The organism is Pseudomonas sp. RA_105y_Pfl2_P56 (assembly GCF_963970845.1).
Classification (GTDB): Bacteria; Pseudomonadota; Gammaproteobacteria; order Pseudomonadales; family Pseudomonadaceae; genus Aquipseudomonas; species Aquipseudomonas baetica_A.
In genome coordinates this window covers 146,531-161,282 of the sequence record NZ_CAXAPL010000005.1, presented here as the reverse complement: position 1 = coordinate 161,282, position 14,752 = coordinate 146,531, and the positions used below count along the sequence as shown (strand labels likewise).

12 protein-coding genes, 1 other RNA gene and 1 pseudogene are annotated in these 14,752 nt (G+C 55.5%); 3 read left to right on the top strand and 11 right to left on the bottom strand.

From position 1 onward, the window contains the following. Nucleotides 1-35: 35 nt before the first annotated feature. Nucleotides 36-308, bottom strand: coding sequence for a hypothetical protein (locus AACY11_RS05765; protein WP_339494113.1), 273 nt, complete (start codon nt 306-308; stop codon nt 36-38). A gap of 357 nt (nt 309-665) precedes the next feature. Between AACY11_RS05765 and AACY11_RS05760 the strand changes: the two genes are divergently transcribed. After that, entirely contained in the window at nt 666-896 is a 231-nt protein-coding gene (locus tag AACY11_RS05760; RefSeq protein ID WP_339494059.1) for a helix-turn-helix transcriptional regulator, read from the top strand. Between the two features lie 376 nt (nt 897-1,272). After that, on the top strand, nt 1,273-2,328 hold the full coding sequence (locus tag AACY11_RS05755; RefSeq protein ID WP_339494058.1) for a YagK/YfjJ domain-containing protein: 1,056 nt from the start codon (nt 1,273-1,275) through the stop codon (nt 2,326-2,328). Between the two features lie 64 nt (nt 2,329-2,392). On the opposite strand, the gene AACY11_RS05750 is transcribed toward AACY11_RS05755, so the two are convergent. From AACY11_RS05750 to AACY11_RS05705, 10 genes and pseudogenes are all read right to left on the bottom strand, one after another. Further along, nucleotides 2,393-3,133, bottom strand: a complete 741-nt coding sequence (locus AACY11_RS05750; protein ID WP_339494056.1) for a hypothetical protein — start codon at nt 3,131-3,133, stop codon at nt 2,393-2,395. A gap of 95 nt (nt 3,134-3,228) precedes the next feature. After that, nucleotides 3,229-3,498, bottom strand: a pseudogene (locus AACY11_RS05745) (tyrosine-type recombinase/integrase); the annotation flags it as partial. Nucleotides 3,499-3,656: 158 nt separating this feature from the next. Beyond that, entirely contained in the window at nt 3,657-4,892 is a 1,236-nt protein-coding gene (locus AACY11_RS05740; protein ID WP_339494054.1) for an integrase domain-containing protein, read from the bottom strand. A gap of 181 nt (nt 4,893-5,073) precedes the next feature. Continuing rightward, nucleotides 5,074-5,466: a transfer-messenger RNA gene (gene ssrA, locus AACY11_RS05735) on the bottom strand. A 96-nt stretch (nt 5,467-5,562) separates the two neighbouring features. Beyond that, on the bottom strand, nt 5,563-5,841 hold the full coding sequence (locus AACY11_RS05730) for a hypothetical protein (RefSeq protein WP_221730590.1): 279 nt from the start codon (nt 5,839-5,841) through the stop codon (nt 5,563-5,565). A 211-nt stretch (nt 5,842-6,052) separates the two neighbouring features. Then, nucleotides 6,053-8,863, bottom strand: a complete 2,811-nt coding sequence (locus tag AACY11_RS05725) for an FAD-binding and (Fe-S)-binding domain-containing protein (protein WP_339494052.1) — start codon at nt 8,861-8,863, stop codon at nt 6,053-6,055. Then, entirely contained in the window at nt 8,860-9,531 is a 672-nt protein-coding gene (locus tag AACY11_RS05720; protein WP_339465466.1) for a LutC/YkgG family protein, read from the bottom strand. The genes AACY11_RS05725 and AACY11_RS05720 overlap by 4 nt, the downstream gene beginning before the upstream one ends. Next, entirely contained in the window at nt 9,531-10,985 is a 1,455-nt protein-coding gene (locus tag AACY11_RS05715; protein WP_339431679.1) for a LutB/LldF family L-lactate oxidation iron-sulfur protein, read from the bottom strand. The genes AACY11_RS05720 and AACY11_RS05715 overlap by 1 nt, the downstream gene beginning before the upstream one ends. Next, nucleotides 10,982-11,806: a (Fe-S)-binding protein gene (locus AACY11_RS05710; protein ID WP_339465469.1), complete on the bottom strand. Its 825-nt coding sequence runs from the start codon at nt 11,804-11,806 to the stop codon at nt 10,982-10,984. Before AACY11_RS05710 ends, AACY11_RS05715 begins: the two co-directional genes overlap by 4 nt. 162 nt (nt 11,807-11,968) lie before the next feature. Next, nucleotides 11,969-13,663 (bottom strand): lactate permease LctP family transporter, encoded by a 1,695-nt coding sequence (locus AACY11_RS05705; protein WP_339494051.1) that lies wholly within the window; start codon nt 13,661-13,663, stop codon nt 11,969-11,971. 262 nt (nt 13,664-13,925) lie between these two features. On the opposite strand from AACY11_RS05705, the gene AACY11_RS05700 reads away from it, so the two are divergent. Further along, nucleotides 13,926-14,693, top strand: a complete 768-nt coding sequence (locus AACY11_RS05700) for an FCD domain-containing protein (RefSeq protein WP_339431682.1) — start codon at nt 13,926-13,928, stop codon at nt 14,691-14,693. Nucleotides 14,694-14,752: the final 59 nt, after the last annotated feature.

Below are 14,752 nucleotides of genomic sequence, written 5' to 3'. Positions count from 1 at the left end.
AACGCAGCACTAGGCGGGGTAATTTGAGAGATTGATTAAGTAGGGAGGTTGAAACGATGCCCGCAGGTCAGGCAGAAGTTATTGGCCAGAACATGACGATCCAGCTTTTCGCCAAGTTGAGCGCCAACAATACAACCGCTCACGCCTCCGGCTAGTCCGCCGAGGATGGCGCTAGAGAATGCACTGAGCGTGATAGCAAATGGATCGGGAGTGCCCCCGACAGGAGGGACAATGCGGGTTGCAGCGAGCGCGGCGCTGACGCCTTGTGCTGCGCCTCCGACGGCGCCGAGAACGGCACCGATCCGCATGGCTGTTTTATGGAAAGCGATGTTTTGCGAGTTACAGAAAGGGCACCGAAATGACATGGTTGAAGCATCCATGATGAATATTCAGTACCGTGATATAGGTGTGTAATGAGTTTCAAAATCATTTGCGGCGGAAGCAGTTAGTCCTCCCGTCCCCAACGCTCGGCATTTGTCAGTCAAAACGCATACCGAGATAGTTCCTCGGTATACGCATTTAGTTCCTATTGAGAGTGTTACAGCCTCTGGCCCAGTCAGACCGGCGCTCGACTCGCCGTAAAAAAATACTGGTCGCTGGAGCCTTAAGTCTAGGGCGAGGGAGGCATAAAGTTGCGTCATTCCCAACACATGACGAGAAGGCAAGTGACAAATACAGAAGCCGTTTTCTACCCAAGGATCTTGCGCCTGAAGCAACTGTCCGAGCGTATTGGCCTTGGACGGTCAACGATCTACGATCGCATGGACACCCAGTCGCCGAGGTACGACGCTACGTTCCCCAAACCAATCAAATTAGGGCCAGCGGCCATCGGCTGGATTGACTCCGAAATCACCACCTGGATTGAGCAGCGCATGTCTGCCACGGTGGTGCGCTAATCCTAAAAGACCTGTTTGCTGATGAAAGGGGCTGAAATCACCTTTAATCTTTTCTAGCTGAATTCGAACACTAACTCCGTATACGGTTTCAACTAATACTTCTATTGCGAGGTGCGCTGCTGGCAGTGCTTCGATCGAGATCGGCTTGCCTTAATATTTTTGGTTTATATGTTATTAGTATTACTACTCTAGATAATAATAGATCTACTCTCTAGAGTTTAGTAACCATTCAGCAAGCATCACATATGCTTGCGTGTAAGTAGTGAGTGAGGTGTATCTACAGATATCAAAATGTAGTGAATTGACTTGATCAACAGTCAAGTCAATCAGCAGTTATCATTAATGATTAAGTGTCTTGAAATATGAGGAGGTGTATGTGGCGAGTAGTGACGAAGAGCGTTATGAGGCGCTTGTGAGCAAGATGGATATGCATATAGAGGGAGTGGGTCAAGTAGGAGCTTTGGATGCAGGCTTGATCTGTACTTTAAAAGAAGCCTCATCGTTGGTGGAGAAGCTAGTAAAGTCGAAAGGAGATGCGTTTGGCCTGAGTGCTTTGGATGAGTTTGATAGTGCATGCCTAGAGGTTAATGCCCCTGGCAAGATACTACTCAAGCTACTAAGGCTTCATATTCCTGACGACGCCCGATTCAATGCGCTTTACACGTTGGAGCCGTATATTGAAATGGCAGTGGATCACGTTAAAAAATTTGGTCTGTATCACCCCTCTTTGTCATGGCGGCTGAGAAGACCGGTCAATGAGACGCATAAGCTCATGGCGTACCTGAACGGGTGCGTGGATCAGATCCGTCAAGCGGTTAAAACTAAGAGCTTTCTAGCGAAGCTCAACAGCTATCAACGGTCGAGTAATAAAAACTACAAGGGACTCAAAGAATATGTAGACGCGTTGTTCGAACGCCATGCCAGGCTGCTGGTGTTGAGGGTTGATCTTTCTTACTCGGAAGAAAATTCCAAGACAGAGCAGGATCAAGCTCAGCGAGATCGAAAGCGCCTGTTCGAAAACGCGAGGTCGAATAAGCTGTTTGGTGACATGGTGGGCTACATCTGGAAGCTGGAGCACGGGCCGAAGAAAGGCTTCCATTATCACATGATGTTTTTCTTTGACGGCTCTAAGGTTCGAGAAGACATAACTCTGGCCAAACGGATTGGCGAGTATTGGACGAGCGTTGTTACGAAAGGCCGAGGCCTGTATTACAACTGCAATGCGGTAAAGCTTGCCTATAAGAGCTGTGGGATTGGAATGATTGAACATACGGATGTCGAACTGCGCAGCGGTTTGTGGAGCGCTGTGGTTTATCTCACTAAGACGGATCTATACATGAAACTTCAAACTGAAGGGCGAGGCATGGGAAAAGGGTCATACCCTCGCTCTAAAGACGCCCGTGGCAGACCTAGAGCGTTAATGGCTGCTTAAGAGTGCAGGGCCTAGGGTTCGGCGCTGTCGAGCGACCTGCGCAGCGCTGAAAACTCTATGGTGATTAATATGTATTCTTTAATTTATTATTTATTGGTGAACGCTTGGTTTTCTCCCAAACAGAATTCACGAGTTCATCTTCACGCAACCATTTGGTCAGCCAATTTTCAATGTTAGAGATCTGTACACCAGAAATGTTGTTGCTTTCGATAAAAACGGTCAAAGAAGGTTCTAGCGCCGCTACTGCGGTTGACTTATAAGGCCAACCTGCTTCTGGCCGCAATTTCTCCAATAGCCTTGTAACTTCCTCTTTCACAGGTAATAAAGATTTATTTCGGCCCTGAGCATTGTTGCTGTTTTGTACAGAGCGTTTGTTAGACTCGTTAAGGTTTTGGATGTTCGCTGAGCCCTCTATGATTTTGCCAATCATTAGGCTGGACTCGTTATTAAAAGCCCACGCCCGGTCGCGATCTTTATTCTGCTCGGCAGCGCTGGCTAATTCCAAGTATAAGCAAGCGTATTTCACGTTCTGAAGCAATATAGTGATTTCGTCGTCGTGCTTGCTGGCTTCGTTGTCCCAGTCGTCCTGTAACTGCCCCTGAATTTCAGGGGTGCTGATGCTGGAACGGATTCTTTCTAACAGTTCTAGATGTGCGTCAGGCTCGGTAAGTGGTGAGAAGAAGTGGTCTCGGAGAATGTGGTGATTTCTAGCGATGGCTGCATTTATTGTGGTATTGCCAATACGTTCATTCATATGCATTGCGAATTGGCTCGGCGAAAATAACGTGGGCTTTTTTTCTTTCATTCGGTCTGCTGATATTTGATGAGATTAGTTTGTTCGTATCTCGCCGACGCTACATTGTCGAACCCGTGGAGGAATGTTGGTCGGGAGGGGCGTGTTTAACCCACATGGCTATTGAGGGACGTAATAAATTTATTCCAGTCGTGCATTAGGTCGCGCCGTTTGTCGAGAAAATCAGTACGCGAATATGCCCCTTCAGTTTGATCTCGCTCATCATGCGCTAGCGCCATTTCGCAAACTTCACGTGGGTAGTGAGTGCATTCCCCAGCCCAGTCTCGGAATGAAGAACGAAAACCGTGTCGGGTGATTTTTTTGTATCCTATGTCATGTAGGAGCGTCCGTATGGCGTTTGCATGCATGGCCCCTGAGCAGCGCGCTCTATGTCTCATCATGGTCAGATTTTTAACAAACAGTTCGGCAGCGAAAAAACGCTGCCTTCACTTAGCTCTGTCGATTGCAAGCGAACGCCTGCTCACACGCCTCCCGAAGATAAGACGTTGGTCTTCCAGCTCATCGAAGAGTAGCTTCAGTCTAGGCTATCGATGATTGCGGATATTGAAAGGTTTCCGGTAGCTGCTTCCTTGATATGTTCGCTCCACCACTTCATCATTGGGCGTCGACGCTCAATGTAATCGGCCCGATTGTACGCGCTACGTACCTCATCCTTGTCAACGTGAGCAAGCGCAACCTCGATCAGCTCAGGATCCCAGCCGTGCTCGTTGAGGATGGTACTGGCCATTGAGCGCATTCCATGGCTCACCAGGCGACCTTCAAACCCCATGCGCTTCAGAGCCATATTGGCCGTTTGGCTGTTGCAATGGGTCCGGGGATTCCGGTCTGCTGGAAAAATATGCTCTCGGTGGCCGCTAAGCGGTTTTATAGCCTCTAGAAGCCCCAAAGCCTGTTCCGTAAGTGGGATGATGTGAGTCCGACGCTTTTTCATCCGCTCCGCAGGTATTGTCCAGATCCTCTTGTCGATGTCGATGTCTGCCCATTGTGCGGTAGCTGCTTCTGCGGGACGAGTCATGGTGTGGAGCTGCCACTCAATCAAGCAGCGTGTAGTCCTTTTTATACTGGCATTGGCCACCGTCACCATAAGTTCTTTCAGTTCGTCTGGTGCGAGCGCTGCCATGTTTTTCTTTTTTGGTTTCTTGAAAACCGAACGAATCCCGCTGAGTGGGTTTGAGTGAATCAAGCCGGAATTCACGCCGTAAGTCATGATTTCGTTAAGACGCTGGCTTAGCCGCTTTACGGTCTCAAGGCTGCCTTTGGTCTCAAGCGGTCTAAGTAATTTAATGACCGCCGGTGCGGTGATCGCTGAGATCGGGGTTGTACCCAGGTCGGGGAAAACATGCAGCGTCAGCGAACGCCAGATGTCTTCAGCATAGGCAGTGGTAACAGCGTCTTTCTTGAGTTCGAACCACGCGGTGGCAACGTTTTTAAAGGTATGTTCCGTAGTCGCTCTTAATATTTGCCGATCCGCGTCACGCTTCTCCTTCGGATCTAACCCTTGCGCCACCAACTCTCTGGCTTCTACGGTCCGTTTCCGGGCTTGAGCCAAGCTCACCTCCGGAAAGGTGCCAAGGCCCATGTTGATCCGTTTTTTGGTTGCTGGGTGAATGTAGTTAAAATTCCATAGTTTCGAGCCATTGGCTCTCACCCTCATCTGAAGGCCGTCGCCATCAGTGAGGATGTAGTCTTTTTCCTTTGGTTTCGCTGCTTTGACTTTGACGTCTGAAAGCCGCGTTGTTTGAGCACCCATGGTGATCTCCGGTACTGCGTGTATTCCAAAAATACCAGTCGTGGGTTTGGAATACCACGTGGAATACACGAATTGTAGGATGAGTTCAGATACCATCGGACCCAGTTGGACCTGAAAGCCCCGTATTTACTGGATTTCAGGCACAAAAAAAGACGCCCTTGGACGTCTTTAGATGTTTATTTGGTGGAGCCGGGGGGATTTGAACCCCCGTCCGCCAGTACTCCGCTGTCGGTACTACATGCGTAGCCGTGTCTATTAAGTTAACCCTCAGCGACCCGACGGGCAGGGTGCTTTGGGCGAGTTGTGTAAGTTTTAGCCGCTTCGTCCACAACGTACTGCACGGCGATTCTGTTCTATATGACAATCATTTTGGGTTTACAGACATCCCCTGATGATTGCTGGACCCGAAGGTACCAGAAGGGAAGGCTAAGGCTGCTTACGCAGCGAGAGCGTATTCCCCGTAGGTTTCGTCATTGGCAACTATAAGAAGTTGCAACAGTGGATTTACGAGTTCTGTTACCAACTCGGCATGCACCTAAAGTTTCGCAACCGGCGTCGAATCCTAAACGGCCCCGAACTCATTGCTCTGTACATCTTGATGAGCAACAAGCCTGCGCAGTGTACGCCAAACGACAGGGGAAGGCCAACCCGAAGGTTGGCCACGCTGTCATTAGTTGGCGGGTTCGTTGGCCAGATTGTCTACGCGTTGCAGCGCTTGCGTGGCCGAGGCGATGCATTTCTTGTCATCACCCGCTTTTTGCGCCATCTCCGCGTCGCCCTGCATGCGCTTGATGTCCATGGTGGTGTTTTCCGACGTGGCCGGGAGGGACGTGACCTTGTCTTTGAGTTCTTGCAGTTTTGAGGTGCACAGATCGTTGTCCGCAGCAAACACGGGGGAGGCCAGCAGTGCGGCGGAAATAAACAAACCAGCAAAAGCAGTGCGTTTCATGGGTATCTCCTTGAACAGTTGGTCTCGGTGCTGCCGGACGATCTGGCGGCTCTGCCGAGGTCGGAACAAGCCACGTTCGTTTAGGGCTTGATTAATCGACTGCGGCTGCGCAGAGGAATTCGTTTTTTTTTACGTTCGGTATGAAAAAGCCGAGACACCTCTCTGCTCGCCTTGAAAAGGGGCGAAATAGCCCCTTTTCCATACAAATGGATCAGGCAGATTTGGCTCGTGTGACTCGATCGACCAGATAAACCAAGCCGTGATAGTCGATCCCGCCATGCTGCGTCAGGCCGATTTCGCACGTGCGGCTGGTGGAAATCCCTTCACTGCAATGCTGCACTGCGTCCTTGAGTGTGCGCAGCGAGTGGCTGTTCAGTTCCGGTGTGGTGAAGCCCTTGTCGCCGGCAAAGCCACAGCAATGAATACCCTCCGGAATCACCACGGTTTTGCTGCACTTGCGCGCCAGATCGATCAGCGCCTGGCTTTCGCCCAGGTGCTGAGTGCTGCACGTCACATGCACTGCAATCGGTGCGTCCTGAGGCGTGAAGTCCAGCCGATCAAGCAGGTGCGTACGGATGAAACGCACCGGGTCGTACAGATCCAGACGCACATCGGCGACGTCCTGCACCAGTCGCAACGTACACGGACTGGTATCGCAATAGATCGGATCAAGCCCGCCGCGACTGGCGTGGAGCAAGGCGCTGATGAGTTCTTGCCGCTTGTGTTCGGCCTGCTCCGCATAGCCCTTTGAAGCGAAGGGCTGACCGCAGCAGAGGTTGTCCTGATTGTCCGGGAAGACGACCTGGTAACCGGCCTTTTCCAGCAAGCCACGGGTTTTGTCGTACAGCGACATCTGCTCTTTATCGCCCGCCGCCGGGCCCATGACCCGTGACACACACGCCGCCAGATACACCACGCGTGGGCGTTCGTCCGACACGCTCGGGCTGAAACGGATGGCTTTCTCCGGTTGCGGCATCGCGCTCGTCCACAGAGGCACTTGGCCCTTGGACAGGCGCGTCAGCGTTGCCGAAAGCTTGGTCAGACGCGGCGCACCGAGCAGCATTCGCGCGCCGTTGGCTACGTGCAGGGTGAAGCGTGCCCCTTGCAGGGTCTTGGCGAAATTTCCTTCGATCCAGTCGGCAGTTTTCTGATGCGTTGCGTGTCGACCGCGAAGCTTTTTCACCAGTTCGCCGGTGTTGATGCCTACAGGGCATCGTTGCGCACACAAACCCGTCGCGGCGCAGGTCTCGATGCCTTGGTATTCGTAGGCTTCTTCCAGTTCGGTGGTGTCGATGCCGGCACGTTTTTTCGCCTGAATGTCGCGCCAGATCACGATGCGCTGGCGTGGGCTGAGGGTCAGGCCTTTCGACGGGCAGACCGGTTCGCAGAAGCCGCACTCAATGCACTTGTCCACAATCTCGTCGGCCGCCGGCAGCGGTTTCAGGTGTTTGAGGTGGATCTGCGGGTCTTCGCTGAGTACCACATCCGGGTTGAGGATGCCGTTGGGGTCGAGCAGGCGTTTGAGCAGCCACATCAGTTGATACGCGTCGCTGCCCCATTCCAGCTCAACGAACGGCGCCATGTTGCGCCCGGTGCCGTGTTCGGCCTTGAGCGAGCCGCCGAACTCCACGGCCACCAATTGCGCGACGTCGTCCATGAACGCTTGGTAGCGTGCGACTTCTTCCGCGCTGTTGAAGCCTTGGGTGAAAACGAAGTGCAGATTGCCTTCCAGTGCGTGTCCGAAAAGGATCGCTTCGTCGTAGGCATGTTTGTCGAACAGTTCGATCAAGCGGTTCACACCGATTGCCAGTTGCTCGACCGGGAATGTCACGTCTTCGATGATCACCGTGGTACCGGTTTTGCGCACGGCGCCGACGGCGGGGAAGGTGTCTTTGCGGATTGCCCAGAGGCGGGCGTTCTCGACCGGGTCTTCAGTGAAGTCGACCTGTTTCTCCACCGGGAAACCACTGAGTGACGCCATGATCTGCGCCAGTTGTTCCTGCAGTAATGAGGAAGAAGCCGCGCGGGATTCGATCAATAACGCACAGGCATTGTTCGACAGTTGCTGTACGAAAGCAGGCATGCCCGGTTTGCTCTGCACCGAACGCAGGCTGCGCCGATCCAGCAGTTCCACCGCCGACACCGGTTGGCTTTTTAGTACGGTGACCGCGTTGCAGCAGGTTTCCACATCCGGGAACACGATCAGCGCCGAGGCCTTGTTCGGATGATCGATAACGGTGTCGTAAGTCACCGCGCTGATAAAGCCGAGAGTGCCTTCGGAACCGACCAGCAAGTGGCTCAGGATATCCACAGGCTCATCGAAGTCCACCAAGGCGTTGAGCGACAGGCCAGTGGTATTTTTCAGACGATATTTATGGCGGATTCTCTCGGCCAGTTCGGCATTGGCGCGAGTCTCGCGACCGAGCGTCGCCAAACGTTCGAGCAGATCGCCGTGGCTCGCGCGAAACGCCGCCACACTGTGGGCATCTTCAGTATCAAGGCGCGTGCCGTCGGCCAGAACAAGGCGCAGGCCGGCCAGCGTGTGATAGGTGTTTTGCGCGGTGCCGCAGCACATGCCGCTGGCATTGTTGGCCACGATACCGCCAATTTTGCAGGCATTGATCGAGGCGGGATCGGGGCCGATCTTGCGTCCGAATGGCGCCAGCCAGGCGTTGGCCTGGGCACCGATCACGCCCGGTTGCAGACGGATTTGCGTGCCCTGGCCACGAATTTCGCGAGCGTTCCAGTTATCCCCAAGCACGATCAAAACCGAATCGCTGATCGCCTGCCCCGACAGGCTGGTGCCGGCGGCGCGGAACGTGACCGGTACACGGTCGCGTTGAGCCAGTTTCAGCAGGGTCACCACTTCGTCTTCGGACTCGACGCGGATCACCAGTTTGGGGATCAGCCGATAGAAACTCGCGTCGGTGCCAAAAGCCAGGGTTGATAGCGGATCGTCAAAGCGTCGATCAGCCGGAATCAGTTGCTGCGCATCGCGCAGGAAAGCCGCCGGTAGACTCATCGGTCCTCCAGAATCAATACCACCAGGTCTTTCGGGCCGTGGGCGCCATAGGCCAGCACTTGTTCGATGTCAGCGGTTTTCGATGGGCCGGACACCAGCAGCGCGTTGGTCGGCATGCCCTGAGCCCATTCAAATTCTTGCTGCACCTGATAGAAGTTGTCGCGGATTTCGCTGGCCTTGAGCAGAGCGAAATGCACCGGCGGCACCAGGCTCATCAGGCGCGGTTCTTCGCGGGTCGGCCAGAGAATCAGGCTACCTGTTGCCGCTATGGCGCCGAGGGTGCCGGTGAGGCTGGCCGGGGTGTCGTTGAACAACTCGGCTTTCCATTCTTCCATCGGCCGGTTGTAGGATTTCAGCGTTGGCAGGTCAGGATTGTTCGCCCAGTGCTGCGTGACTCGTTGCCCGTGCGCTGTCGTCGGTGCGATCAACAGGCTGGGCAATTGACGGTCGCGCAGCAATTGCTGGAGCTGTGCCGGCCACTCTGCGTCTGAGGTCAGATGGATTTCGGTGTGCACCGCTTCCATCAGCTTGCGCAGTTGCGGGATGCGTTGTTCGGCGCTGTAGGTGTAAGGCTGAGTCACCAGATCGACGTCGAAGTCGTCAGCAATCGGCGTGGTGCCGGTCAGACTTTTGCGCAGTTTGCCGAGGATATTTTGCTTGGCACTCATCAGCGATCTCCCTGTTTGGCCAGATGCTCGCGGGCCATGTCATGCAATGAGCGGGCGGCGGGTTTCGGTGCACTGTGGTTCTGCGTCCATGGGCCGACATTGCTCGGCGCCAGGGCGCGCAGGCGCGTGGCGAAGAAACCGAATAACCGATACAGGGTCGGCGAGCTGTTGAGTTTCGCCCAGGCGTTCCAGATGAAACGTTCCTTGCGCGAGTACTTGCTGCCCTGACCGCGCATCACTTGATGAGGGCTGTCGGGGGCTTTGACGTTCTCTTCGCGTAGGCGACGCAGCAATGCCGGGATAGGAATTTTTACCGGGCACACTTCGCCGCACGCGCCGCACAACGACGAGGCGCTCGGGTGGTCTGGAACCTTCGCCAGACCGACCATGTGCGGGGTGATGATTTTGCCGATTGGCCCCGGATACACCTCACCATAGGTGTGACCGCCGACCCGGGTGTAGACCGGGCAATGGTTCATGCAGGCGCCGCAGCGGATGCAGTTCAAGGTCTGACGCAGTTCACTGTCGGCGAAGGCTTGGCTGCGACCGTTGTCGAGCAGCACCAGATGCACGTCCTGCGGGCCGTCGAGTTCATGTTCCTTGCGTGGACCGGAGATCATGTTGACGTAAGTGGTGATTGGAATGCCCAGCGCCGAGCGGGTCAGCAGCGATAGCAGCGGGACCACGTCGCGCAGGTTTTCCACGACTTTTTCGATACCGGTGACGGCGATGTGGACGGGGGGCACGGTGGTGGTCATGCGCCCGTTGCCTTCGTTTTCCACCAGCAGCAAGGTGCCGGTTTCGGCCACGGCGAAGTTGACGCCGGAGACGCCGATGTCCGCTTCGAAGAATTTCTGCCGCAGGACTCTGCGACCGATCTGAATGAGTTGGTCAACGTCCTTGGTGTATTCCACGCCAAGTTTGTCGTGGAACAAGGACGCGACCTGACCTGCATTCTTGTGGATCGCCGGCATAATGATGTGTGAAGGCTTCTCGTGGTCGAGCTGGACGATGTATTCCCCCATGTCGGACTCCAGACATTCAATGTCTTGAGCCTCGAGGAAATGGTTCATCTCCATCTCTTCGCTGACCATCGATTTGCCCTTGATCACTTGCCGCGCCTCGTGAGCGCGGATGATCGACAAGACGATGCCATTGGCTTCGTCCACCGTTTCCGCCCAGTGCACTGTCACACCGTTGCGGGTCAGGTTTTGTTCCAGTTGCTCGAGCAGGTCGGGCAACTTGGAGAGCGCGCGGGCTCTGATCGAGTTGCCCAGAGCACGCAAGTGTTCTCTTTCGTGGGCATCGCTGAAAGCCGCTGCCCGTTTGGTCATCAGTGAATCCATCGCCGTACGGAAGTTGTTCCGTAGCTGCGGATCACCCAAGGCGTTGTGCGCCCGGGTGCGGAAATCTTCTTCTACGGTGACCGTAGGAATAATCGCCGAGGTACTCATTGCGCACCCCCGGTTCGTTGCCAGAGGAAACTCGCCAGGTGTTGGCCGCGCAGCGCTTCTTTCTGTTTTTCCAGCGAACCGTTGATGTTCATCAAACAGCCGCAGTCCGCACTCAACACCTTGTGTGCGCCGGATTCCTTCAGCGCTCGGGTCTTGTCAGCCACCATCGCGCCGGAAATGTCTGGCATACGGACGCTGAATGTCCCACCGAAGCCACAGCATTCGCTTTCGTGGTCGTGATTGACCCGTTCCACGTTGCTCAACTGCGCCAACAACTCTCGGCCATGCAGGTGAGTGTTCATCTCGCGGCGCGCTGAGCACGAGGTGTGCAGCGCGACTTTCACTGGTGCGCCGCTGTCCTTGAGCTGCACCTTGCAGACGAACAGCAGAAACTCCGCTAACTCATAGGTACGGGCCGCGAGGGCCTGGACCTGTTTGAGTGTGTCCGGCTCGTCCTTGAACAAGTCGGCGTAATGTTCTCGCAGCATGCCGGCGCAGGAGCCCGACGGCACGACCACCGGATAATCCCCGGCAAACAGCGCCAGTTGTGAGCGCGCCACCGTCCGTGCCTGCTCGGTGTAACCCGAGGTGTAGGCCGGTTGTCCGCAGCAGCTCTGCCCTTGCGGGTACTCGACCCGGATCCCTTCGCGCTCCAGCAAATGGATCGCGTCCATCCCGGCTTCCGGGTAGAAGAGGTCGACTACACACGTCCCGAACAGGTAGACCTGCGAGGGTTTCTCGCTGGGGTATTGCCGAGGTTCGGGCAGTGGCGGTGCAACGCGGGTTGCGTTCGGCACCGCGTTGTAAAAAAGCTCGCTCATCAGGCGTGTCTCCGGGTGATCCCGGTTATCCGTCCGCTGAGGCTGCTGAATATAGAGCGCGTTGCTTTCAGCAGCCTTACAGACCGGGTTGTGAATTGCTGACGCCGGAATCACGAACCGGCGTCGGTTATTTCCATGTCGCTTGTAGGCTTCTTGCCGGTTTTAGTGCACCAGCATGCCAGTGAACCAGTAGGCCTGAGCCAAAGTGATCAGGCCGACAATCGTTGCAAAGAATAGGCTGTGCTTGAGGGTGAAGCGGAACAGATCCGACTCCTTGCCCACCAGGCCCGTCGCGGCGCAAGCCACGGCGATCGATTGTGGCGAGATCATCTTGCCGGTCACGCCGCCGCTGGTGTTTGCGGCTACCAGCAACACATCGCTGACACCGATCTGGTGGGCGGTGGTGGCCTGCAACGAGCTGAACAGGGCGTTGGACGAGGTATCGGAGCCGGTGAGGAACACACCAAGCCAGCCGAGGAACGGCGAGAAGAACGGGAATGCAGCGCCGGTCGCGGCCAATACCAGCGCCATGGTGGAAGACATGCCGGAGTAATTGGTGACGAAAGCAAACGCCAACACCATGCCAATCGACAGAATGGGCCAGCGCAGCTCGAACAGTGTCTCTTTAAAAGTGGTAAGACCAGTTTTAACGTTGATCTTAAGTACCAGCATCGAGATCAGTGCGGAGAAGAAGATCGCCGTGCCGGTCGCGGAAATCGGGTCGAATTTGAACACCGCCGCAATCGCCGTGGGCGTTGCCACGATCGGTGCGGTTTTGATCACCAGTTGATCGAGGTGCGCAATTGCGAAGTTGAATACCCAGCTGTACATCGAGCCGCCGGCGGCGAACATCGCCTTGAATGGCTTGAGGGTCCAGATGGTCACCAGCACGGTGAGGATCAGGAACGGCGACCAGGCTTTGAATATTTCCCCCAGGCTGTAGGGCGAAGCTACGGTGGTGCGCTTCTGGCCGAAACCGCCGACGCTGGCGGTGATGGTTGCGCTCGACGTGGCGCCGGCGATTTGCGCGTCGGCGCTGCGTTTCGGCTGCCAGACTTTCAGGAACAAGGTCAGGGAAATCAGGCTGACCAGGGCCGACGTGATGTCCGGCAGTTCCGGGCCAATGAAGTTGGAGGTGAAGTACTGGGTGACGGCAAAGCTCAAGCCCGCAACCAGCGCAGCTGGCCAGGTCTCACGGACGCCGCGCAGGCCATCCATCATGAACACCAGCCAGAACGGTACAAATAACGACAGCAATGGCAGTTGGCGACCGGCCATGGCGCCGATCTTGAATGCGTCGATCCCCGTGACCTGGCCGGCCACGATGATCGGAATCCCCAGTGCGCCGAACGCGACGGGGGCTGTGTTGGCGATCAGGCACAAACCTGCGGCATACAGCGGGTTGAAACCCAGTCCGACGAGGAGGGCGGCGGTAATCGCCACCGGCGCGCCGAAACCGGCGGCCCCTTCGAGGAATGCACCGAAGCAGAAACCGATCAGCAGCACCTGCAAGCGCTGGTCGTCAGTGATAGACAGCACCGAGCTGCGAATAACCTCGAACTGACCACTTTTGACGGTCAGTTTGTAGAGGAATACCGCGGCGACAATGATCCAGGCAATCGGCCATAGACCGTAGGCGAAGCCATACCCGGCAGCGGCGAAGGCCATGTCGACCGGCATCTGGAACGCGAAGATCGCCACGGCAATCGACAGGGCGAGCGTGATGCTGCCGGCTATATGACCTTTGAGGCGGAATACCGCCAAGGCGAGGAAAAAGAAAACGATGGGAATGGCGGCCGCGAGTGCGGACACGCCGAGACTGCCGAGCGGGCTGTAGAGCTGTTGCCAGGTTTGCATATGGGGTGGCCCCTAATTGTTGTTGGTCAGGCACTGTCAGCGTTCTTGGATAATTGGTAAGACCAATTTACAATCGCTGTTGGCTAGGGTAAAAGCCTTCATATCGGTGTGTCAATTTGTCGCCCTGAAACTTTTGTCGAACAAGCGGTGCAGATCGCATCTGATCCGGTTCGGGCCAATGTCGTCTGATAGGTGTCGGCAAGGCGCCGATAGGCCAGAATAGAGAGCCCGGCGATCGGTCGGGGTCGTGGAGAAATGAGTTATGGGGTTTGATCAGATACGTCAGCGCCGTTTGTCTGACGATATTGTCGAGCGACTTGAGGGGATGATTCTCGAGGGCACGTTGAAGTCCGGTGAGCGGCTTCCGGCGGAGCGCACGCTGGCCGAACAATTTGGCGTATCCCGCCCGTCGCTGCGCGAGGCGATTCAGAAACTGGCGGCCAAAGGTCTGCTGGTCAGTCGCCAGGGCGGCGGCAACTATGTGGTTGAGAGTCTGGGTTCAACGTTCAGCGATCCGCTGTTGCAATTGCTTGAAAGCAACCCTGAGGCGCAGCGCGATCTGCTGGAATTTCGCCACACTCTGGAGGCATCGTGTGCCTATTACGCTGCATTACGTGCTACCGACGTTGATCGTGAACGATTGACCGCTGCGTTCGATGAGCTGCAGGACTGCTATTCGCGACACGACGAAATCAGTCGTGCGGAGGAGGGCGCTGCGGACGCGAAATTTCACCTGGCGATTGCCGAGGCCAGTCACAACGCCGTGTTGCTGCACACCATTCGCGGGCTGTTCGATCTGCTCAAGCGCAACGTCGTGACTAATATTGGCGGCATGTACAAGCAGCGCACGGAAACCCGCGACATGCTGATCACTCAGCATCGGGAATTGTATCTGGCGATTATTGAGGGGCGCGCGGAGCAGGCGCGGGAAGTTTCCAGCCGACACATTCTGTATGTGCAGGAAGTGCTGGAAGAGGTGCGGCAAGAGGTTCAGCGCATGGCGCGAGCGGAGCGGCGAAAGGGGAAGTAGCTTTTTTAAAAGCAAAAGATCGCACCGGCGGCAGTTCCTGCGTGTGGGAGATGTATTTC